Annotated in this window: 17 protein-coding genes; 9 read left to right on the forward strand and 8 right to left on the reverse strand. The window is 70.9% G+C overall.

Annotated elements, in window-relative coordinates; genetic code table 11:
- Nucleotides 1–135: 135 nt before the first annotated feature.
- From OG584_RS10255 to OG584_RS10265, 3 genes are all read left to right on the forward strand, one after another.
- The gene (locus OG584_RS10255) at nt 136–879 is read left to right on the forward strand and encodes a TetR/AcrR family transcriptional regulator (protein ID WP_405777207.1); all 744 of its coding nucleotides are present in this window, start codon (nt 136–138) and stop codon (nt 877–879) included.
- A 75-nt stretch (nt 880–954) separates the two neighbouring features.
- Complete coding sequence (locus OG584_RS10260; protein WP_405777209.1) at nt 955–1,278, forward strand: hypothetical protein; 324 nt, start codon at nt 955–957, stop codon at nt 1,276–1,278.
- Nucleotides 1,279–1,437: 159 nt separating this feature from the next.
- Nucleotides 1,438–2,658: an NlpC/P60 family protein gene (locus OG584_RS10265; RefSeq protein WP_405777211.1), complete on the forward strand. Its 1,221-nt coding sequence runs from the start codon at nt 1,438–1,440 to the stop codon at nt 2,656–2,658.
- 54 nt (nt 2,659–2,712) lie between these two features.
- Here the strand turns inward: OG584_RS10265 and OG584_RS10270 are convergent, their stop codons facing one another.
- From OG584_RS10270 to OG584_RS10290, 5 genes are read right to left on the reverse strand one after another with little or no spacing between them, the layout of a single operon-like run.
- Nucleotides 2,713–3,948 carry a styrene monooxygenase/indole monooxygenase family protein gene (locus OG584_RS10270; RefSeq protein WP_405777213.1) on the reverse strand — a complete coding sequence of 412 codons (1,236 nt, stop codon included), beginning with the start codon at nt 3,946–3,948 and terminating at the stop codon, nt 2,713–2,715.
- Nucleotides 3,949–3,962: 14 nt separating this feature from the next.
- Nucleotides 3,963–4,589, reverse strand: a complete 627-nt coding sequence (locus OG584_RS10275) for a GTP-binding protein (RefSeq protein ID WP_405777215.1) — start codon at nt 4,587–4,589, stop codon at nt 3,963–3,965.
- Nucleotides 4,570–4,977: a DUF742 domain-containing protein gene (locus OG584_RS10280; protein ID WP_405783978.1), complete on the reverse strand. Its 408-nt coding sequence runs from the start codon at nt 4,975–4,977 to the stop codon at nt 4,570–4,572. The genes OG584_RS10275 and OG584_RS10280 overlap by 20 nt, the downstream gene beginning before the upstream one ends.
- Entirely contained in the window at nt 4,956–5,444 is a 489-nt protein-coding gene (locus OG584_RS10285; RefSeq protein ID WP_405777217.1) for a roadblock/LC7 domain-containing protein, read from the reverse strand. Before OG584_RS10285 ends, OG584_RS10280 begins: the two co-directional genes overlap by 22 nt.
- Nucleotides 5,441–8,098, reverse strand: coding sequence for a nitrate- and nitrite sensing domain-containing protein (locus OG584_RS10290; RefSeq protein WP_405777219.1), 2,658 nt, complete (start codon nt 8,096–8,098; stop codon nt 5,441–5,443). Before OG584_RS10290 ends, OG584_RS10285 begins: the two co-directional genes overlap by 4 nt.
- A 376-nt stretch (nt 8,099–8,474) precedes the next feature.
- On the opposite strand from OG584_RS10290, the gene OG584_RS10295 reads away from it, so the two are divergent.
- Complete coding sequence (locus tag OG584_RS10295; RefSeq protein WP_405777221.1) at nt 8,475–9,257, forward strand: hypothetical protein; 783 nt, start codon at nt 8,475–8,477, stop codon at nt 9,255–9,257.
- A 126-nt stretch (nt 9,258–9,383) separates the two neighbouring features.
- On the opposite strand, the gene OG584_RS10300 is transcribed toward OG584_RS10295, so the two are convergent.
- Nucleotides 9,384–9,866, reverse strand: a complete 483-nt coding sequence (locus tag OG584_RS10300) for a MarR family winged helix-turn-helix transcriptional regulator (RefSeq protein WP_405777222.1) — start codon at nt 9,864–9,866, stop codon at nt 9,384–9,386.
- A gap of 223 nt (nt 9,867–10,089) precedes the next feature.
- Between OG584_RS10300 and OG584_RS10305 the strand changes: the two genes are divergently transcribed.
- Nucleotides 10,090–10,914 carry a lysozyme gene (locus tag OG584_RS10305; RefSeq protein ID WP_405777224.1) on the forward strand — a complete coding sequence of 275 codons (825 nt, stop codon included), beginning with the start codon at nt 10,090–10,092 and terminating at the stop codon, nt 10,912–10,914.
- An 88-nt stretch (nt 10,915–11,002) separates the two neighbouring features.
- On the opposite strand, the gene lon is transcribed toward OG584_RS10305, so the two are convergent.
- A complete protein-coding gene (gene lon, locus OG584_RS10310) occupies nt 11,003–13,405 on the reverse strand; it encodes an endopeptidase La (RefSeq protein ID WP_405777226.1) in 2,403 nt (800 codons plus the stop codon).
- 27 nt (nt 13,406–13,432) lie between these two features.
- Nucleotides 13,433–14,296 (reverse strand): rhomboid-like protein, encoded by an 864-nt coding sequence (locus tag OG584_RS10315; RefSeq protein WP_405777228.1) that lies wholly within the window; start codon nt 14,294–14,296, stop codon nt 13,433–13,435.
- Nucleotides 14,297–14,455: 159 nt separating this feature from the next.
- On the opposite strand from OG584_RS10315, the gene OG584_RS10320 reads away from it, so the two are divergent.
- The 4 genes from OG584_RS10320 (at nt 14,456) to OG584_RS10335 (ending at nt 21,304) form a co-directional block, all read left to right on the forward strand.
- Nucleotides 14,456–15,148 carry a spermidine synthase gene (locus OG584_RS10320; RefSeq protein ID WP_405777230.1) on the forward strand — a complete coding sequence of 231 codons (693 nt, stop codon included), beginning with the start codon at nt 14,456–14,458 and terminating at the stop codon, nt 15,146–15,148.
- Between the two features lie 131 nt (nt 15,149–15,279).
- Nucleotides 15,280–16,017 carry a response regulator transcription factor gene (locus OG584_RS10325; RefSeq protein ID WP_405777232.1) on the forward strand — a complete coding sequence of 246 codons (738 nt, stop codon included), beginning with the start codon at nt 15,280–15,282 and terminating at the stop codon, nt 16,015–16,017.
- The gene (locus OG584_RS10330; RefSeq protein WP_405777234.1) at nt 16,014–17,168 is read left to right on the forward strand and encodes an ATP-binding protein; all 1,155 of its coding nucleotides are present in this window, start codon (nt 16,014–16,016) and stop codon (nt 17,166–17,168) included. Before OG584_RS10325 ends, OG584_RS10330 begins: the two co-directional genes overlap by 4 nt.
- Before the next feature lie 269 nt (nt 17,169–17,437).
- Nucleotides 17,438–21,304, forward strand: a complete 3,867-nt coding sequence (locus tag OG584_RS10335; RefSeq protein ID WP_405777236.1) for a multifunctional oxoglutarate decarboxylase/oxoglutarate dehydrogenase thiamine pyrophosphate-binding subunit/dihydrolipoyllysine-residue succinyltransferase subunit — start codon at nt 17,438–17,440, stop codon at nt 21,302–21,304.
- Nucleotides 21,305–21,340 lie beyond the last annotated feature (36 nt).

Here is a 21,340-nt window from a genome sequence, read left to right on the forward strand (position 1 = left end):
GGGCGAAGACCCGGCGGGACGCGGGCACGCAAGAGCGGAATGATCACTCGCAGTATGGCGGTGGCGCAATGGCGGGGCGCGTACCGGGGCGGCAGGAACATGCCCCGGCGCCAACACCGGCATTACGCTGCGGTCATGACCCCCGCAGCGATCCCCGCGTACCGACGCCTCGGCGTCGAGGAGCGCCGTTCCCAGCTCCTCGACGCGGCCCTGTCGCTCTTCGCGCACCGGGCGCCCGACGAGGTCTCGCTGGACGATGTCGCCGAGGCGGCAGGGGTCTCCCGGCCTCTCGTCTACCGCTATTTCCCCGGTGGCAAGCAGCAGTTGTACGAGAAGGCCCTGCGCTCCGCCGCCGACGAGCTCGAACTCTGCTTCGCCCAGCCGCAGACAGGTCCTGTCACCGTGCGGCTGGCACGGGTGCTCGACCGCTACCTCGACTTCGTCGACCAGCACGACGCCGGGTTCTCGGCTCTGCTGCAGGGAGGCAGCGTCGCCGAGACCTCCCGTACCGGCGCGATAGTCGACGAGGTGCGGCGGGCCGCGGCCGAGCAGATCCTCGTCCACCTCGGCGTCGCGGGGCCGGGGCCCCGGCTGCGCATGATGGTGCGGACCTGGATCAGCGCCGTCGAAGCCGCCTCGCTGATCTGGCTGGACGAAGGGAAGCAGCCGTCTCTCGACGAGCTCCGCGACTGGCTCATCGACCACCTCATCGCGCTCCTGGCGGCGAGCGCCACGACCGACCCGCAGACCGCGGCGATCGTGCGGACTGCGCTGGCCACCGAGCGGCCCGACGGGGCGGTCGGAGCCCTGGCGCGCAGGCTGCTGCCGGTGATGGACGAGGCCGCGCATCTGCTGGACGGCGGGGCGACCGCGCCCTGACCCGGCCGGGCCCTTCCCCGTCAGGCGGCCCGGGGGCTGCTGTGGGGGGCGGGGCCCCTGCGTCAGACTGGCCCGGTGAAGAGCGAAGAGACCCTGTTCGTGGGCGGTCCGCTGGACGGGCGGGTCCTGCCCGTCCTGCTCGGCCCGACCGGTCAGCCGCCCAAGGTGTACGAAGTTCCCGTCCCGGACGCCGCGGGCGGGCCGCCGACCGTGCTGGTCTATGTCCGCACCCCGGCCGGCCATACCAAACGGCTGGGCATCCAGCGCGGCTGGACGTACGAGTACGCCCCGGACGGCCGGCCCCGCACGCTGAAGTGGCCGTGGTCCAAACCGGACGTGAAACCGGACACCGGGCCGGAAGCCGGGCCGGAAGCCGGGCCGGGCGCCGGGCCCGCCTGATCTGACGCACTGCCAGATGCGGGGCCGGGCCATGAGCCGGATCCGACCTGTCCGGGTGACCGGATTGGGCCGATCCGCCCACACCGGAGGTGGCATCAGCGGCTTCGTCCCATGCTCGGTCCGGGGCGGATGACCCGCCCCGGAAGCAGAGGTGATGTGGTGTCAGGCAGACTGCTGCGGTTCATCTGTACGACGGCGCTGGCCACCGTGGTCGTCGGTACGACCCCCGCACTGGCCGACCCGGTCGGCCGCATCGGCAGCCCCGTACCGGAACCGGGCCCGGTGACGGCGCCCGCTCCCTCGGGCCCCACGGCCCCCGCCGGCCCCGAAGCGACCGGCGGCCCGGCCGGACCGGCGGCCCAGGGCGAACCGGTCGCACCGGCCGACCCCGCGGCGGCGAGCCCGGCTCCGGGCGAACCGGGTGTCGCGCCCGAAGCCCCCCGCACCACGGCCGAGGCCACCCTGACCCGGCTCCGGACCCTCTACCAGCAGTCCGAGCAGGCCGGACAGACCTATCGCGCCACCACGGAAGCGCTCAAGCGTCAGGAGACCGCCGCCAAGACCGTCGGCGCCGGTCTGGTGAAGGCGCGGATGGAGCTCGCGCAGAGCCGCAACGCGGCCGGCAGGCTGGCCCGCGAGCAGTACCAGGGGCAGTCCGAGCTCTCGCCCTATCTGAGTCTGATGCTCGGCGCCGACCCCCAGCAGGCTCTCGACTCGGGCCACCAGGTCCAGCGGGCATCGGCCGACCTGCTGGCCAAGGCCGCCAGGCTCAGGACCGCCGAGAAGCACGCCGGGACGCTCGACACTGCGTCACGCGCCGCACTGCAGAAGAAGCAGGCGCTCGCCGCCCGGCAGAAGAAGCAGTACCAGACCGCTGTGGCCCGGCTGCGCGAGGCGGAGGCGCTGCTCGCCGGCCTCTCCCCCAGCGAGGCATCCGACGTCAGGACGCAGGACGACGCCGACACCACGGCTGCCCAGGACGCGCTGGACGCGTCCGGGGCGCTGAGCGGCCCGCCGGCCACGGCGACATCGCAGGGCACCCGTGCCGTCGCCTACGCACTCGCGCAGGTCGGCAAGCCGTACCTCTGGGGCGCCGAGGGCCCCCACTCCTTCGACTGCTCGGGGCTGACCTGGCGCGCCTGGGCGCACGCGGGGCGCAGGATCCCCCGGACCAGCCAGGAGCAGTGGCGCCGACTGCACAAGGTGTCCCTGCGGGCGCTGCGCCCCGGCGACCTGATCGTGTACTTCCCCGGGGCAACCCATGTGGCGCTCTACATCGGCGGTGGGAGAGTCGTGCAGGCGCCCCGGCCGGGCGCCAACGTGAGGGTCTCGCCCATGGCGTCGAACCCGATCCTCGGCGCGGTCCGCCCGGACGCCTGAACAGGTCCGGGGGCCGGGCGGCGCGCCGGGCGCACAGGGAGTGAGGCCGCCGGGTCAGGCTCCTGCGACCGAGGCCAGGTACGCGTCGGTCTTCTCCGGCTCGAAGAAGAAGTTGCCGAAGTCGGCGGGGTCGTTGAACCCGTTGGCGAAGCGGTCGGCCACCGGCTGGAGCTGTCCCGCGGCCCCGATGAGGTTCAGCACGTGCTCCGGGGGGACACCCAGCATGGCGTTCGTCCACTTGGTGACGTGCTGCGCCGTCTCCCAGTACCGGTCGAACGTCTGCTGCATCCAGGCCTCGTCGAAGGGCTCGTCACCCCGGTCGACGATGGATCCGAGGTAGGCGGCGGCACACTTCGACGCCGAGTTGGAGCCCTGTCCGGTGATCGGGTCGTTGGCCACGACCACATCGGCGACGCCGAGGACCAGGCCGCCGCCGGGCAGCCGGCCGACCGGGTTGCGGACCGTGGGGGCGTACCGGCCGGAGAGCGTGCCGCCCGCGTCGGTCAGTTCGACCTTGGTGGCGCGCGCGTACTCCCAGGGAGTGAACTGCTCCATGAGTCCGAGCGTGAGGGCCAGGTGCTCGGACGGGTCCTTGACGCCCTGGAAGGCGTCCAGCGGTCCGCCGGGTATGCCCTCCCAGAAGAGGATGTCCGCGCGGCCGCTGTTGGTCAGGGTGGGCATGACGAACAGCTCGCCGACGCCCGGCACCAGATTGCAGCGCACCGCTTCGAAGTCCGGGTGCTCGGGGCGTACGCCCATGCCGTGCACGTACGCCACCGCCAGCGCGCGCTGCGGCGCGGTGAACGGGGAGCGCGAGGCGTCCCTGCCGAACATCGAGACCAGCTCGCCCTTGCCCGCCGAGACCATCACCAGGTCGTACGTCCGGGCGAAGAAGTCCAGGTCGGAGACTGCGGCACCGTGGATGACCAACTGCCCGCCGCGCTGGGCGAAGGTCTCCATCCAGCCGGCCATCTTGACCCGCTGGTCGACCGACTGGGCGTAGCCGTCGAGCTTGCCGACCCAGTCGATGACGCGGGAGGAGTCGGGGCCGGCGACCGAGACTCCGACGCCCTCGATCTTCGGTGCCTGGGACTCCCAGAAGTTCAGCTGGAGGTCGCGCTCGTGCTGCAGCGCCGTGTGGAACATGCACTGCGTGGACATGACCCTGCCGGAGCGGATCTCATCGGCCGTGCGGTTGGACATGAGGGTGACCTCGTAGCCCTTGGACTGGAGGCCGAGGGCGAGCTGGAGCCCGGACTGGCCGGCTCCGACGATGAGTATCTTCCGCATGGCGGGTTGTTCTCCTATTCGGGGGCGGTGTCGAGTGCGTGCCCCACCAGGGCCAGCAGTGAATCGACCACCGTGATTCTGTTACGCGCGTCCATGATCAGTACAGGTACGTGCGGAGGAATCGTCAGGGCCTCGCGCACGTCCTTCGCCTCGAAGGCGGGTGTGCCCTCGAAGTGGTTGACCGAGACGATGTACGGCAGCCCGCAGCTCTCGAAGTAGTCCAGCGCGGGGAAGCAGTCGGCGAGCCTGCGGGTGTCGGCGAGCACTATCGCGCCGATAGCGCCGCGCACCAGGTCGTCCCACATGAACCAGAAGCGCTGCTGCCCCGGGGTGCCGAAGACGTACAGCACGAGGTCGTCGTCGAGGGTCAGCCTGCCGAAGTCCATCGCGACCGTGGTGGTCAGCTTGTCCGGTGTGGCGCTGAGGTCGTCGGTCTCCTCGCTCGCCTGGGTCATCAGGGCCTCGGTCTGGAGCGGCGTGATCTCCGAGACCGCGCCGACGAAGGTCGTCTTGCCGACGCCGAAGCCGCCCGCCACCACGATCTTGGTGGATATGGGGGCCCGGGTGCGGTCGTTCTGCCAGGCCTGGACGGACTCATCGGCCTCGGCGGGGATCAGCGTCTCAGAGACGGCGGAGTCCACTCAGCACCCTTTCGAGCAACGCGCGGTCGGGCTGGCCTTCGCCGTGCCCGGTACCGTACACACGGATCTTTCCCTGGTCTGCGAGGTCGCTGAGCAGGACGCGGACGACCCCCAGCGGCATCTTGAGCAGCGCCGAGATCTCCGCGACGGTACGCATCCGCCGGCAGATCTCGACGATGGCGAGCATCTCCGGCATGAGACGCGCGGGGCCGTTGGCCAGCTCCGGACGCTCCGGGGACGCTTCGATCGCGGCCACGAAGGTCTCCACGAAGAGGATGTGGCCGAACTTGGTGCGGCCGCCGGTGAGCGAGTACGGGCGTACGCGCGCGGGGCGGCGATCCGGGTTACGGACCGGAAGGGCCGGGGTCACTGGGCGCTCTCCATCGATTTGCGCAGCTCGCTGCGGAGTTCGGGGGTGAGGACATGACCGGCGCGGCCCACGAAGAGTGCCATGTGGTAGGCGACGACGCTCATGTCACAGTCCGGGGTGGCGTGTACGCCGAGGAGCGAGCCGTCGCTGATCGACATCACGAAGACGCTGCCCTCCTCCATCGCGACCATCGTCTGCTTGACGCCGCCACCGTCCATCAGCTTGGCGGCGCCGATGGTGAGGCTGCCGATGCCGGAGACGATGGTGGCGAGGTCGGCGGCGGATCCCTTGGGACCGCCCTGCCGGGCGGCCGGGACCGCGGGCCTCGCCGCCGGGACGTCGGGGTCCGACGAGAGCAGCATCAGCCCGTCGGACGAGACGACGGCGACCGAACGGAGCCCTGGCACCTCCTCGACGAGATCCTTCAACAGCCAGTGCAGGTTCCGGGCTTCACTGCTGAGTCCGAATGTGCTGGGCGCAGTCAACTGCGTGCCTCCTCGACACTGTCCCCCGCGTCATCGGTACGTACGACATCCGATCTCTGCTCCGAGATCTCCGTTTCGACATCCTTGCGGCCGTCCTTCGCCCCCTGGTGGAAGCCTCCGAGTCTGCTGCGCAGAGCCGCGGCGTCCACACTGCCGGTGCGCTGCTTCGGCGCCGCCCCGGCAGCCTTGGTGACCTTGGGGACGCGCTTGGGCAGCCCCTTGTCCGTGGTGCGTTCGGCCCCCTGCTCACCCTGCTCCGGGATCAGCCCGGTGGCGGAGTCCGGGCCGCTGGCGGCTTCCGGGGCGGCGGCTGCCTGGCCGGGGCCGCCGTCCGGGCCGGGGCCGCTTTCCGGGCCGGGGCCGCTTTCCGGGTCCGGCTGCCGCACGGGCTCCGGTCCGGAGTCCGGTCCGGGCTCCGGTACGGGAGCGGGGCGCCGCATCATGAAGGTCGGCTCGTCGACCTCGTCGGCGGTGCGCTCGTGGGCGTCGGCCCCTATCGCGTAACGCGACCTGGCCGGGATCGTGTTGGAGTTGGCCTCGGCCACCGAGCCCGGCATGTTCAGTGCGGGCGCCGCCCCGGCGCCCGGCACGAAACGCGCCGGGACGGCCGGGGGCTCCTCGGGCAGCAGCGCGCTCGGCAGCACCACGACGGCGGCCACCCCGCCCTGCTTCTGCTCCCGCAGTTCGACCCGTACGCCGTGCCGCTTCGCGAGCAGCGACGCCACCTGCAGGCCGAGCCCGGACTGCTCGTCGCCCGGTGCGCCCGGACGCGGCGCGTCGGGGTCGGCCAGCAGGGAGTTGAGTTCGGTGCGGCGGCCGGGCGACATGCCGATGCCCTCGTCCTGCACGGAGAGCATCACCTCGCCGTTCTCCAGGAGCCAGCCGGAGAGCTGGACATGGACGTCCGGCGGGGAGAACGCGGTGGCGTTCTCCAGCAGTTCGGCGACCAGGTGGCTGATGTCGTCGGCGGCGAACCCTGCGACCTGGGCGTGCGGCGGCAGGGACTGGATCGCGACCCGCTCGTAGCGCTCGATCTCACTGACCGCGGCACGCAGCACGTCCACCAGCGGTACCGGGCCGGCACCCTGCCCGGTACCGTGCTCGGTTCCGGCCAGGACCAGCAGGTTCTCGCTGTGGCGGCGCAGCACGGTCGCCATGTGGTCGAGCTTGAAGAGGGTGGCGAGCCCTTCGGGGTCCTGTTCGCGCTCCTCCAGGCCCTCGATGACGGTGAGCTGGCGCTCGACGATCCCGAGGCTGCGCAGAGAGAGGTTGACGAAGGTCGCCTGCACGGTGTGGCGCAGCCGGTCGAGGCGGGCGGTCGCATCGGCCGCGGCGGCCTCCAGCACGGCGCGTTCGGCGTCGAAGCGCTCCTGGTCCCCTTGCAGGTCGCGCTGGTCCCCGGCGAGCCGCTCGGCGCGGGCGTCAGCGGTGAGGACCTTGCTGTGCAGGGCGTTGATGGAGCGGACGACCTGGGCGAACTCGTCGTTGCGGCCGGTGAACCCGATCGGCTCCTCCGACTCGGGGGCGCCGGCCAGCCGTGCGGCGCCGATCCGCAGGACGGCGAGCGGGCGGGTCAGCGTACGGGCCACGGCCGCGCCGACCGCGACGGTGATGAGCAGCAGCACTCCGGCGAGGGCGATCCGCAGTTCGAGCGCGGTCACGGCGTCGTCGCGGAGCGCGGCGATCCGCTTGTCCTGCCGGGCGGCGAGCGAGGCCTCGACACCGCGCATCTGGTCGACGCGCGCGGTGAGCGCCGCGCCCGCCTTGGCCGGGTCGGTGCTGAGGTCGGCGGCGGAGAGGGTGGGCTCGTCGGCGAGATGGGAGAGGTAGGTCTCGGCGCTGCTGACCTCGGGACCCGAGACGGTGGAGGTCAGTGCCTCCTGGTCGGCCGGGTCGGCGGCCTGGTCGAAGTCCGCGAGAGCGGAGAGTTCGCCGACCCTGGCCTGCTGGGCGGCGGCGCTCAGTCCGTCCCGGGTACGGCCGTCCGCCCCGCCGGCGGCGCCCTGCCGCTGGACGTAGGTACCGCTCACCGGGTCGTACACGGTGGTCGGTGCGGGGCGGGGGACTGCCAGCGCGGCGAGCAGCAGCCCGCGGGTCTGTGACGCCTGATCGACCGCGTGGCCGAGGGCGACACCCGCACGGGTGGCCGCAGCGGCCTCGGGCGGTGTCCTGTCGGCGAGCTGACGGGAGGTCTGCTGGACCTTGTCGATCAGGTCGGAGTACGCCTTGTCGGCGTCGAGCGCGGTGCTCTTGCCGGTCAGCGCGGTCCTGCGCACGGAGGGGAGCGTGGCGAGGTCGTCCCGGAGGGCGGCCGGGGCTGCCGCGCCGATCTCCTGGATCTCGCTGTCGACACGGGTGGCCCGGTCGGCCGCGAGCTTGTCCTTCTTGTCGCGCCCGCCCGCGATGTAGACCGTGACGTCGTCGCGCTCGTCCGCGAGTGCGTGTGCGAGGGAGACGGTCTGCTGGTCGAGGCCGGAGAGGGTGACCAGCCGCTGGGCGTCGGTCAGTTCCGCCGAAGCGCTGTAGACCGCTGGGGCGCTCGCCGCGAGGACGGCGAGACCGACGACGGCCACACCGGCGACCAGGCGCCTGCGTACCCGCGTTGTGCGCTCGGCCGGTACGCCGCTGTCGCCCCGAAGCCGCTTGTTCTGCACCGGTGCTCACAATCTTGACTCGTCCACGCATGACGCCGAGGTGACGGCTGATCACCAGGATGCGCTCCCACCTCTGGTACGGCTTCAGACCATTCCAGTGGTTTTGGGAGGGGAGTGCGCATCGCCAGGTCAGCCACCTGAACGAGTGAACATCAACAGCAAGTTGGCGAACAACTCTGCGACCCGCGCACGCGAGGCGCGCACGGAGCGCCGGTTGGAACTTCCGGACCGGCTTTGGCAGGATGCGCGCCCGCACAGCACCGCAGGAGTCACGGAGCCGTACATTCCGTGCCAAGTTCCTCGGTGTGTGCGGCGGTCCGTACCTTTCACCCCCGGCTGTGCGCCCACGGTGAAGGCCTCGGGCAGACTGGGCGGTATGCGCATCGAACTCGCCTCAGCCCCCGGCAGCCCCGGACGCCCCAACGAGGACTGGGCCGGCGCGGTCCTGCCCGCATCGGGAAGGGGTGGCCTCCTCGTGCTGCTCGACGGCGTGACACCGCCCGCGGGTTCCGACGGATGTGTGCACGGTGTGCCGTGGTTCACCGCCCGACTCGGCGGCGCCCTGGTCGAACTGTCCGGTTCGCGGGGGGATATGACTCTGCGTGAGGTACTCGCGGAGGCGATCGGCCTTACCGCCGCGGCGCACGGCCCAACCTGTGACCTTTCTCACGTACGCACGCCTCAGGCAACGGTCGTCATGGCGCGTTGGTCCGCCGACACCGTCGAGCACCTGGTGCTCTCCGACTCGGTCCTGCTGGTCGAGGACCCGGCGGGGGCCGTACGGGCAGTCCTGGACGACCGTCTCGACCGGCTGCCGCGCGAGGTGCTGGCGACCGAGGCGACGGCCGACGCGGCACGGAACCAGGAGGGCGGGTTCTTCACGGCGGCCGCCGATCCGGCGGTGGCGGCGCGCGCGGTGGCCGGGCGCACGCCCCTGGCCGAGGTACGGGCGCTGGCCGCGCTCAGCGACGGCGCGAGCCGCTGGGTGGAGGTCTTCCGGGAGGGCGACTGGGCGGAGTGCCTCGGGGTGCTGCGCAAGGAGGGTCCGCAGGCGCTGATCGACCGGGTACGGGCGCTGGAGGACGCGGACACGGACCGCGCCTTCCTGCGGAACGGCAAGACGCACGACGACGCGTCGGCCGTACTGCTGGAGCTGTAGGGCCGCACCTGCCGGCAGGCGGCGCGCGCCACCACCCGGCACACGGACCTCCGCCCCGGCCCCGGGCCCCTCAGGGGCCCCTGCGCTGTGAGCGACCTCATCGGACGCTCACAGCGCAGGGCGCCCTCAGTCCTCCGCTCGTGCGTTCAAGTGGTGCAGCAGGCGGGCGAGTTCGGCGACCTCGGACCGGTCCCAGCCGTCCAGCTTGCGCACGTACTCGGCACGGCGCGCGTCCCGCACCCGGCGCATTCGTTCACGCCCCTCACCGGTGAGCTGCACCATGAAGGCGCGCCCATCACCCGGATCCTGCTCACGGGTGACCAGACCGAGGTCCTCGATGGCCCGCAGTTGACGGCTCATGGTCGCCCTGCCGACCCCGATGTAGGCGGCCAGATCGGTGGCCCGCTGCCCGCCCCACTCGTCGAGGCAGACCAGCAGCCCGTAGGCGGCGGCCTCCAGGTCGGGGTGGACGGCGCGCGACATCTCGCCGGACGAGGCCCGCGCACGGCGCAGAAAGACGGTCAACTCCCGCTCCAGCGCCAGGAATTCATGGTCCACACCACTCCCGGCCGGGACGGGGAGTTCACTTCCGGTCCCACTGTCGTGCACGTCAGCACCCCTTACGAGCTTTCCCGATCCTGAAAGTTTCTTTCATCGCCTGCCATCGCCGCAGCTGGGTCAGTATTTCGCAGGAGTAGACCAACGGCAGCATCCAGGCCCCCTTCCGCCCCGCGGGTCTACGTGCGTAGCTTCGTCCTTGCTGACATGTCCACACCACGACATGCCGGATACTTCTCCCAGCTCCCCCACCGAGCCTTTCGGAGGCACGCACATGCCCGTGCTCAGATCCGGAACGGCCCGACGCGGACGCATCGCCGCAGTCGGGATTCTTCTCGCCTTCCTCACCTCTCTGCTGACTCTGCCCGGTACGGCGTCCGCGGCGGACACCCCCGCACGCGGCACAGCCACCATGGGGATGGGCGTCATCGCGCACGACGGCCAGGGCGGCACCCCCCGCGACACCCGCGTGGCCCAGACCGAAGGTGTCGACGTCTCCGGTTACCAGGGCAACGTGAACTGGGCGACCCTCTGGGGCAGCGGCGTGAAGTGGGCCTACACGAAGGCCACCGAGGGCAATTACTACACGAACCCCTCCTTCACGCAGCAGTACAACGGCGCGTACAACGTCGGCATGATCCGCGGCGCGTACCACTTCGCGACCCCCAACGACTCCAGCGGTGCGAACCAGGCGAACTACTTCGTCAGCCACGGCGGCGGCTGGTCCCGCGACGGCAAGACCCTGCCCGGTGTGCTGGACATCGAGTGGAATCCGTACGGCGACGCCTGCTACGGCCTGAGCGCGGCATCGATGGTCGCCTGGATCCACGACTTCGCCAACACCTACAAGTCGCTCACCGGGCGCGACGCGGTCATCTACACCGCGACCAGCTGGTGGACGCAGTGCACGGGCAACAACAGCAGCTTCGGCGCGACCAACCCGCTCTGGATCGCCCGCTACAACTCCGCGCCGGGCGCGCTGCCGGCCGGCTGGGGGGTCCAGACGATCTGGCAGTACACATCGACCGGGCCGACGGTCGGCGACCACGACAAGTTCAACGGCGCGCTGGACCGGGTGCAGGCACTCGCCAACGGCTGACCGGCGTACGGACACCGCGCAGGCCGGACCCGCGGCGCCGGATGGCGCCGGGGGTCCGTGCGGCCGCGCCGGGGAGAGCACCGCGGCGTCAGGCAGCGGCCGGAAGCCGTACCTCCGCGGGGGACAGCGCGATCTCCAGGACCTGCCGGACATCCGTGACCGGGTGCACCTCCAGCGTGTCCAGCACCTCGGCGGGGACGTCGTCCAGGTCGGCCTCGTTCCGCTTGGGGATCACCACGGTCGTGATGCCCGCCCGGTGCGCGGCCAGCAGCTTCTGCTTCAGCCCGCCGATCGGCAGTACCCGGCCGGTCAGCGACACCTCGCCGGTCATGGCCACGTCCGTACGGACCTGCCGCCCGGACAGCAGCGACGCCAGTGCCGTCGTCATCGTGATGCCCGCGCTGGGGCCGTCCTTGGGCACCGCGCCCGCCGGGAAGTGGATGTGCACCCCGCGGTCCTTCAGATCCGCGACGGGGAGCTCCAGCTCCGCTCCGCGCGAGCGCAGGAAGGAGAGCGCGATCTGCGCCGACTCCTTCATGACGTCGCCGAGCTGCCCGGTCAGGTTCAGCCCCGCGCCGCCCGTCTCGGGATCGGCCAGCGACGCCTCGACGAAGAGGACGTCGCCGCCCGCGCCGGTGACCGCGAGGCCGGTCGCCACGCCGGGCACCGCCGTACGGCGCTCGGCCGGGTCCTGGGCGGACTCCGGCACATGGTGCGGGCGCCCGATCAGCGGCCGCAGCTCCGCCTCGGTGACGGTGAGCGGCAGCTCCTGCTCACCCAGCTCGTGCCGGGCGGCCACCTTCCGCAGCAGCCTGCCCACGGCCCGCTCCAGATTCCGCACGCCCGCCTCGCGGGTGTACTCCCCCGCCAGCTTGCGCAGCGCGGAGTCGTCGAAGGTGACTTCGCCGGGCTCCAGACCCGCGCGCTCCAGCTGCCTGGGCAGCAGGTGGTCGCGGGCGATGACGACCTTCTCGTCCTCGGTGTAGCCGTCGAGCCTGACCAGCTCCATCCGGTCGAGCAGCGCCTCGGGGATGGCTTCCAGCACGTTCGCGGTGGCCAGGAAGACCACGTCGGACAGGTCCAGGTCGACCTCCAGGTAGTGGTCCCTGAAGGTGTGGTTCTGGGCCGGGTCGAGCACTTCGAGCAGGGCGGCCGCCGGGTCGCCCCGGAAGTCGGACCCCACCTTGTCGATCTCGTCGAGCAGGACGACCGGGTTCATCGAGCCGGCCTCCTTGATCGCCCGCACGATGCGTCCGGGCAGGGCGCCGACGTAGGTGCGGCGGTGTCCGCGGATCTCCGCCTCGTCCCGCACGCCGCCGAGCGCGACGCGGACGAACTTGCGGCCCATGGCGTGCGCGACCCCCTCGCCGAGCGAGGTCTTGCCGACACCGGGCGGCCCGACCAGGGCCAGCACTGCCCCGCCCCGGCGGCCGCCCACGATGCCCATGCCCCGGTCGGCGCGGCGCTTGCGCACCGCCAGGTACTCGGTGATGCGCTCCTTCACGTCGTCCAGACCGGAGTGCTCGGCGTCCAGGACGGCCTTGGCGCCGGCGATGTCGTACTCGTCCTCGGTGCGTTCGTTCCAGGGCAGTTCGAGGACGGTGTCCAGCCAGGTCCTGATCCAGGAGCCCTCCGGGCTCTGGTCGGACGAGCGCTCCAGCTTCTCGACCTCCTTGAGCGCGGCCTCCCTGACGTATCCGGGGAGGACCGCGGCCTCGACCCGCGCCCGGTAGTCGTCGGACTCGTCGTCCGCCTCGCCGTTGAGCTCGGAGAGCTCCTTGCGTACGGCCTCCAGCTGGCGGCGGAGCAGGAACTCGCGCTGCTGCTTGTCCACGCCCTCCTGGACGTCCTTGGCGATGGACTCGGCGACGTCCTGCTCGGCGAGGTGCTCGCCCAGCCACTGGACGGCGAGCTTCAGACGGGCCACCGGGTCGGTGGTCTCCAGCAGCTCGGTCTTCTGGGCGAGGGTGAGGAACGGTGAGTAGCCGGAGTTGTCGGCGAGGGCCGACACGCCCTCGATCTGCTGGACGCGGTCGACGACCTGCCAGGCTCCCCGCTTCTTCAGCCAGTCGGTGGCGAGGGCCTTGTACTCCTTGACGAGTCCGGTGACGGAGCCGGGAAGCGGCTCGGGGTCGGGCTCGTCGATCCGGGTCCCCTCGACCCAGAGCGCGGTGCCCGGACCGGTCGTGCCGGCGCCGATCCGGACCCGTCCGCGGCCGCGGACCAGGGCTCCGGGGTCTCCGTCCGAGAGTCTCCCCACCTGCTCGACGGTGCCGAGGACGCCGGTGCTCGCGTAGCTGCCGTCGAGCCGCGGAACGAGAAGGACCAGCGGCTTGTTGCCGCTGGAGCGGGCGGAGGACGCCTGCGCGGCCTCCACGGCGGCGCGTACGCCGTCGTCGGAAAGGTCCAGCGGCACCACCATTCCGGGCAGCACGACCTCTTCGTCGAGCGGCAGCACGGGCAGGGTGAGCGGTGTGGACGTGTCAGCCATGATCTCCCCTTAGGCAGTGAAGTTGAGCTATGCAGACTCAATGCCGAAAAGGGTGCTGGTGTTCCCGGGGGGACGTTCGCTCTCAGCGATCGGGCCCCCGGAGGCCGCAGGAGCGGGATCCGCGGCGCCCGGGGCGGCGCCGTCGGCGGAGGCGTCGGCGGCGAGCGCTCCCGCTGTGGCGTCCGGGCCGGCCGGGGCGGAATCCGGCTCCAGCGGGGCGCGCCCGGACCTCGCGGAGGCCCAGCGGCGTACGAGCGGCCAGCAGGCCAGGCCGATGGTCAGCGAGAGCGGGTGGCCCCAGTCCGTGAGCGGGTCACCGAGGGCCAGCAGCGCCTGGACGAGCGCCGTGGCGACGGCCGCCAGGAGCGGCCAGCGCAGCAGTGGCGGGAGCAGTCCGGCCAGGGCCCCGAAGCAGGCCATCAACCCGAAGCTGATGCCGTAGTCCAAACGGTGGAGTGAGGAGTCGGGCAGCCGCCCCGCGGCGACCGCGACACCGACGGGGATCTCGGTGGCCAGCGTCGCCAGGACGTGCCCGGCGAGGAAGACGGCGCCCGTGCGCAGGGCGCCTATGCGGCGCTCCAGGGCGGTGAGGACCAGCAACAGGCCCACGGCGGAGAGCGAGAAGATGCCGCCGGCTATCCACAGCGCGCTGCCCACCAGGACGAGCAGCGGAGTACGGGCCAGGTGCGCCAGGTCCGTACTGGAGTCGCGCAGCAGGGTGGTGACGGTGTGCGGATCGGCGTGCTCGGCGAAGAGCGAGGTGGCGACGAGGACCAGGAGGTAGACGAAGGTGAAGGGCGTCCCGCCGGGGGTGGGCAGCAGGCGCAGCAAGGGCAGCAGGGTGCGGGCCGTGCCACCGGCCGGCCTTCGCGTCCGCTGCGTGTGGTGCACTCTGTCCGTCCCGTCGGCCGTCGGTCTGTCCGTCCGAATCCACTTCCCCCAACATTCACTCTCCGCGATAGCCTCCGACCCCGCCTATGACATGCACCACAGGAAGCAACCCCCGGACCCCTCCGAGGCGTCCCGGGCCGACCAGGGAGGCGAGACCCCATGGACGCCATCGACCCCACCGGCAGCGACGCCGTACGCACACTGGACCGGCGTGAGGGCCCGTACGGCGAAGTGGCGCTGCGCGAGCGCGGCGAGCACTTCGAGATCATCGCCAACGGGTGCTTTCTGATGGACACGTCGGACGGCCGTTCGGAACGGCTGCTGATCGATGCGGCACTGGCCGCGCTGCCCGCCGGACGCGACCGTCCCTCCGTACTCATCGGCGGACTCGGTGTCGGCTTCTCACTTGCACACGCCGCGGCCGAGCCCCGCTGGGGTGCGATCACGGTGATCGAGCGTGAGCAGGCTGTCATCGACTGGCATCGGGAGGGCCCGCTCGACCGGATCTCGGGTGCGGCGCTCGCCGATCCCCGGACTGTGATCCTGCCCACCGATCTCGTCGCCCACGTCCACGGTTCCACATCGGCATATGACGCTTTGTGCCTGGACATCGACAACGGGCCGGGGTGGACGGTCACCGATGACAACGATGGCCTGTACACCGCCAAGGGACTCGCGGCCTGTATGAATCGCCTCAGACCGGGAGGAATCCTTGCCGTCTGGTCCGCACAGCCCTCGGCGGCTTTCGAGGAAGCCCTGCGGAATGCCGGATACACCGGGGTAAGGACCGAAGAGATCCCAGTTGCCCGAGGCGTGCCTGACGTGGTCCATCTCGCTGTTCGCCCTGCGTAGCCGGGACGGCGTCCGTGCATCTAGTCTGCTGACCGGCAGATGAGATCTGGACGCCGTGTCCAAGAGCGCAGCTGAGAACAGAGCCGCGCGCAGCAGAACGCAGACCAAGAGCGCACTTCCAGGGGCGGGCGATGGAGCAGACACACACCACCCACAACGGCGTCGCGACCACTCCGGGCGCCCAGCGCCGGGTGCTGGTCGTCGAGGACGACCCGACGATCGTCGACGCCATCGCCGCCCGGCTGCGGGCGGAGGGTTTCCAGGTGCAGACGGCAACGGACGGCCCGGCCGCGGTGGACGCCGCCCAGGGCTGGCAGCCGGATCTGATGGTTCTCGACGTGATGCTGCCCGGCTTCGACGGCCTTGAGGTCTGCCGCCGCGTCCAGGCGCAGCGGCCGGTACCGGTGCTGATGCTCACGGCCCGGGACGACGAGACCGACATGCTGGTCGGGCTCGGCGTGGGCGCCGACGACTACATGACCAAGCCGTTCTCGATGCGTGAGCTCGCGGCGCGCGTCCATGTGCTGCTGCGCAGGGTGGAGCGGGCGACCATCGCCGCCTCGACGCCGCGCAGCGGCATCCTGCGGCTCGGCGAGCTGGAGATCGACCACGCGCAGCGGCGCGTGCGGGTGCGCAACGACGACGTCCATCTGACACCCACCGAGTTCGACCTGCTGGTCTGCCTGGCGAACACCCCGCGCGCCGTCCTCTCCCGCGAACAGCTGCTCGCCGAGGTCTGGGACTGGGCGGACGCCTCCGGCACCCGGACGGTCGACAGTCACATCAAGGCGCTGCGCAGGAAGATCGGCGCGGAGCGCATCCGTACGGTGCACGGTGTCGGATACGCGCTGGAGACCCCGGCGCCATGAACCGGCAGCGGTTCCACCGGACCTGGAGCGGTACCTGGCCCGGTAACCGGACCCGGATCCCGCCCTGGACGTGGCCCTGGAACCGGCAGCGGCCGTTCCCGGTCTCGATCAAGGCCAAGCTGGGCACGCTCGTGGTGGTCTCGGTCTTCATCACCACGGGGCTGCTCCTCGTGGCGCTGCGCACCAAGACGGAGCTGCGGTTCATCACGGTCTTCTCGGTGATCGCCTCGATGCTGATCACCCAGTTCGTGGCGCACAGCCTGACCTCGCCGCTGGACGAGATGAACACCGTCGCGCGGTCGATCTCGCACGGTGACTACACCCGGCGGGTGAGCGGGGCCGACCGCAGGGACGAGCTGGGCGACCTGGCGACGACCATCAACCGGATGGCCGGGGACCTGGAGGCGGTGGACCGGCACCGCAAGGAGCTCGTCGCGAACGTCTCGCACGAGCTGCGGACGCCGATCGCGGCGCTGCGGGCGGTGCTGGAGAACGTCGTGGACGGGGTGTCGGCCGCCGACCCCGAGACGATGCGCACCGCGCTCAAACAGACCGAACGGCTGGGCAGGCTCGTCGAGACACTGCTCGACCTCTCCCGCCTCGACAACGGGGTCGTACCGCTCAAGGCGAACCGTTTCGAGGTGTGGCCGTATCTGTCGGGCGTGCTGAAGGAAGCGAGTCTCGCGGCCGTGCACCGCCGGGGCACGCCGGGCTCCGGTGGCCAGCACACGCGGACGGACGTCCACCTCCATCTGGATGTCTCGCCGCCCGAGCTGACCGCGCACGCGGACGCGGAGCGGCTCCACCAGGTGGTCGCGAACCTGATCGACAACGCGGTGAAGCACTCCCCGCCGCACGGCCGGGTCACCCTGCGCGCCCGGCGGGGGCCGCAGCCGGAGTCGCTGGACCTGGAGGTCCAGGACGAGGGTCCGGGCATCCCCGAATCCGAGCGCCACCGGGTCTTCGAGCGGTTCAACCGGGGCCGCGCACCCTCGCCGCACGGTCCGGGCAGCGACGGCGGTACGGGGCTCGGCCTCGCCATCGCCCGCTGGGCGGTCGATCTGCACGGCGGACGGATCGGGGTGGCCGAATCGTCCCGCGGCTGCCGGATACGCGTCACTCTTCCGGGCGTATCCAAAACACCAAGTTGACGTAAAGTCTGCAGCGGAAGCTCGCGTTCCGGACGGAACCCGCGGGTATGCGCGTCAGAGGGTGCCGGCCAAGGGGCGGTAGCTGTGACGCGTCATACCCGAATGATGCGGAACCACGCTTGTTTCCCGCCATTTCAAGCCCCGAAACCAGCTTTCGAGTGTGACTTGTGCGACGTTGACCCGCCCGGCCTGCACCTCCAGGCCAGGGAGGCGTAGCCTTTATTTCCGCTGTCCATCACCTTGTGAAGCGGAAGAGGGCGGTTGCCGCCGTGTCGTCTCAGTCCCCCAGTAACTCGAGCATCTCGACCGACCAGGAGGGGCAGGGCAAGAGCCCTGCCGACGCTTTTGGTCCCAATGAGTGGCTCGTCGACGAGATCTACCAGCAGTACCTCCAGGACCCGAATTCAGTTGACCGTGCCTGGTGGGACTTCTTCGCCGACTACAAGCCAGGCTCTGCCGGTGCTCCCACAGCGGGTGCGGATCCGGTGAGCGCGAGCCCTCCACATCAGTCCGGTGAGAGCGGCCGGGCCGCCGCCGAGCAGGGTGGTGCAGCCGCGGGGGCTGCTCCCACCGCCTCCGGGGCCCCTTCGGCCCCTTCGTCCGCGCCTGCTGCTCCCCCGGCTGCCGCGCCCGCGGCGCCGCAGGCCCCGGCTCCGGCCGCGCCTGCCGCCGCGAAGCCCGCGGCCGCCGCGCAGCCGGCCGCCCCGGCCGCGAAGCCGGCGGCGAAGGCCCCCGCAGCGGCCGAGCCCGCAGCCGAGGCCCCAGCGGGCCCCGAGCTGGTGACGCTGCGCGGTCCGTCCGCGGCGGTCGCGAAGAACATGAACGCCTCGCTGGAGCTGCCGACGGCCACGTCCGTCCGCGCAGTCCCGGTGAAGCTGCTCTTCGACAACCGCATCGTCATCAACAACCACCTGAAGCGCGCCAGGGGCGGGAAGGTCTCCTTCACCCACCTCATCGGCTTCGCGATGGTGCAGGCCCTCAAGGCCATGCCGTCGATGAACCACTCCTTCGCGGTGAAGGACGGCAAGCCGACGCTGGTCAAGCCGGCCCACGTCAACCTCGGCCTCGCCATCGACCTGGTGAAGCCGAACGGCGACCGTCAGCTCGTCGTCGCGGCCATCAAGAAGGCCGAGACGCTCAACTTCTTCGAGTTCTGGCAGGCGTACGAGGACATCGTCCGCCGTGCCCGCGCGAACAAGCTGACGATGGACGACTTCACCGGGGTCACCGCGTCGCTCACCAACCCCGGCGGTATCGGCACGGTCCACTCCGTGCCCCGCCTGATGCCCGGTCAGGGCCTCATCATGGGCGTCGGCGCGATGGACTACCCGGCCGAGTTCCAGGGCACGTCGCAGGACACCCTGAACAAGCTGGGCATCTCGAAGGTCATGACCCTGACCTCGACCTACGACCACCGGGTCATCCAGGGCGCGGCCTCCGGCGAGTTCCTGCGGATCCTCGCGAACCTGCTGCTCGGCGAGAACGGCTTCTACGACGACCTGTTCGAGGCGCTGCGCATCCCGTACGAGCCGGTCCGCTGGCTCAAGGACATCGACGTCTCGCACGACAACGACGTCACCAAGGCAGCCCGCGTCTTCGAGCTGATCCACTCCTACCGGGTCCGCGGCCACGTCATGGCCGACACCGACCCGCTGGAGTACAAGCAGCGCAAGCACCCCGACCTGGACATCATCGAGCACGGGCTGACCCTCTGGGACCTGGAGCGCGAGTTCGCCGTCGGCGGCTTCGCCGGCAAGTCGATGATGAAGCTGCGCGACATCCTGGGCGTGCTGCGCGACTCGTACTGCCGCACCACCGGCGTCGAGTTCATGCACATCCAGGACCCCAAGCAGCGCAAGTGGATCCAGGACCGTATCGAGCGCGGCGCACACGCCAAGCCCGAGCGCGAGGAGCAGCTGCGCATCCTGCGCCGGCTGAACTCGGCGGAGGCGTTCGAGACCTTCCTGCAGACCAAGTACGTCGGCCAGAAGCGGTTCTCGCTCGAAGGCGGCGAGTCCGTCATCCCGCTGCTCGACGCGGTCATCGACTCGGCGGCCGAGTCGCGCCTCGACGAGGTCGTCATCGGGATGGCCCACCGCGGCCGTCTCAACGTGCTGGCCAACATCGTCGGCAAGTCGTACGCGCAGATCTTCCGCGAGTTCGAGGGCAACCTCGACCCGAAGTCGATGCACGGCTCGGGCGACGTGAAGTACCACCTCGGCTCCGAGGGCACCTTCACCGGTCTGGACGGCGAGCAGATCAAGGTCTCGCTGGCCGCCAACCCCTCGCACCTGGAGACCGTCGACCCGGTCGTCGAGGGCATCGCGCGCGCCAAGCAGGACATCATCAACAAGGGCGGCACGGACTTCACCGTGCTGCCGGTGGCGCTGCACGGCGACGCGGCCTTCGCGGGCCAGGGCGTCGTCGCCGAGACGCTCAACATGTCGCAGCTGCGCGGCTACCGCACCGGCGGCACCGTGCACATCGTCATCAACAACCAGGTCGGCTTCACCGCCGCCCCGGAGTCGTCGCGCTCCTCGATGTACGCCACCGACGTGGCCCGCATGATCGAGGCGCCGATCTTCCATGTGAACGGCGACGACCCGGAGGCCGTGGTGCGTGTCGCGCGCCTCGCGTTCGAGTTCCGCCAGGCGTTCAACAAGGACGTCGTCATCGACCTCATCTGCTACCGCCGCCGCGGTCACAACGAGGCCGACAACCCCTCGTTCACACAGCCGCTGATGTACGACCTGATCGACAAGAAGCGCTCGGTGCGCAAGCTCTACACCGAGTCCCTCATCGGTCGCGGCGACATCACGCTGGAAGAGGCGGAGCAGGCGCTCCAGGACTTCCAGGGCCAGCTGGAGAAGGTCTTCGCGGAGGTCCGTGAGGCCACCGCCGAGCCCGCCGAGGCCACGGTCCCGGCCCCGCAGGCGGAGTTCCCGGTCGCCGTGGACACCTCGATCTCCCAGGAGGTCGTGAAGCGGATCGCCGAGTCCCAGGTCAACATCCCGGACCGGATCACCGTGCACCCGCGGCTGCTGCCGCAGGTGCAGCGCCGGGCCGCGATGATCGACGAGGGCACGATCGACTGGGCGATGGGCGAGACCCTCGCCATCGGCTCGCTTCTCCTGGAGGGCACCCCGGTCCGCCTCTCCGGCCAGGACTCGCGCCGCGGGACCTTCGGCCAGCGGCACGCGGTGCTCATCGACCGCAAGACCGGCGAGGACTTCACCCCGCTGCTCTACCTCTCCGACGAGCAGGCGCGTTACAACGTCTACGACTCGCTGCTGAGCGAGTACGCGGTGATGGGCTTCGAGTACGGCTACTCGCTGGCCCGCCCGGAGTCGCTGGTCATGTGGGAAGCGCAGTTCGGTGACTTCGTCAACGGCGCGCAGACCGTGGTGGACGAGTACATCTCGGCCGCCGAGCAGAAGTGGGGCCAGACGTCCGGCGTCACCCTGCTCCTCCCGCACGGCTACGAGGGCCAGGGCCCGGACCACTCGTCCGCCCGCCCGGAGCGCTTCCTCCAGCTGTGCGCGCAGAACAACATGACGGTCGCCATGCCGACGCTCCCGTCGAACTACTTCCACCTCCTGCGGTGGCAGGTGCACAACCCGCACCACAAGCCGCTGGTCGTCTTCACCCCGAAGTCGATGCTCCGCCTCAAGGCGGCCGCGTCGAAGGCGGACGAGTTCACCACGGGCGGCTTCCGTCCGGTCATCGGGGACGACAGCGTCGACCCGAGCGCCGTGCGCAAGGTGGTCTTCACGGCCGGCAAGGTCTACTACGACCTGGACGCGGAGCGCACCAAGCGCGGTGTCACGGACACCGCGATCATCCGTCTGGAGCGTCTGTACCCGCTGCCGGGTGCCGAACTGCAGGCGGAGATCGCCAAGTTCCCGAACGCCGAGAAGTACCTCTGGGCGCAGGAGGAGCCGGCGAACCAGGGTGCGTGGCCGTTCATCGCGCTCAACCTGATCGACCACCTGGACCTGGCGGTCGGCGCCGATGTGCCGCACGGTGAGCGCCTGCAGCGCATCTCGCGACCGCACGGCTCGTCGCCCGCGGTCGGCTCCGCCAAGCGTCACCAGGCCGAGCAGGCCCAGCTGGTCGCCGAGGTCTTCGAGGCCTAGGCGGTACCGGCAGGTTCACCCGTGGGGCCCGTACGC

It is taken from the genome of Streptomyces sp. NBC_00859 (genome assembly GCF_045161865.1).
In the GTDB taxonomy this organism is placed as follows: Bacteria; Actinomycetota; Actinomycetes; order Streptomycetales; family Streptomycetaceae; genus Streptomyces.

Coding starts and splice junctions, on each gene's coding strand:
- OG584_RS10295 (WP_405777221.1), top strand. CDS start 8,475: ATGCGCATCGAACTCGCCTCAGCCCCCGGCAGCCCCGGACGCCCCAAC.
- OG584_RS10325 (WP_405777232.1), top strand. CDS start 15,280: ATGGAGCAGACACACACCACCCACAACGGCGTCGCGACCACTCCGGGC.
- OG584_RS10255 (WP_405777207.1), top strand. CDS start 136: ATGACCCCCGCAGCGATCCCCGCGTACCGACGCCTCGGCGTCGAGGAG.
- OG584_RS10330 (WP_405777234.1), top strand. CDS start 16,014: ATGAACCGGCAGCGGTTCCACCGGACCTGGAGCGGTACCTGGCCCGGT.
- OG584_RS10320 (WP_405777230.1), top strand. CDS start 14,456: ATGGACGCCATCGACCCCACCGGCAGCGACGCCGTACGCACACTGGAC.
- OG584_RS10270 (WP_405777213.1), bottom strand. CDS start 3,948: ATGCGGAAGATACTCATCGTCGGAGCCGGCCAGTCCGGGCTCCAGCTC.
- lon (WP_405777226.1), bottom strand. CDS start 13,405: ATGGCTGACACGTCCACACCGCTCACCCTGCCCGTGCTGCCGCTCGAC.
- OG584_RS10305 (WP_405777224.1), top strand. CDS start 10,090: ATGCCCGTGCTCAGATCCGGAACGGCCCGACGCGGACGCATCGCCGCA.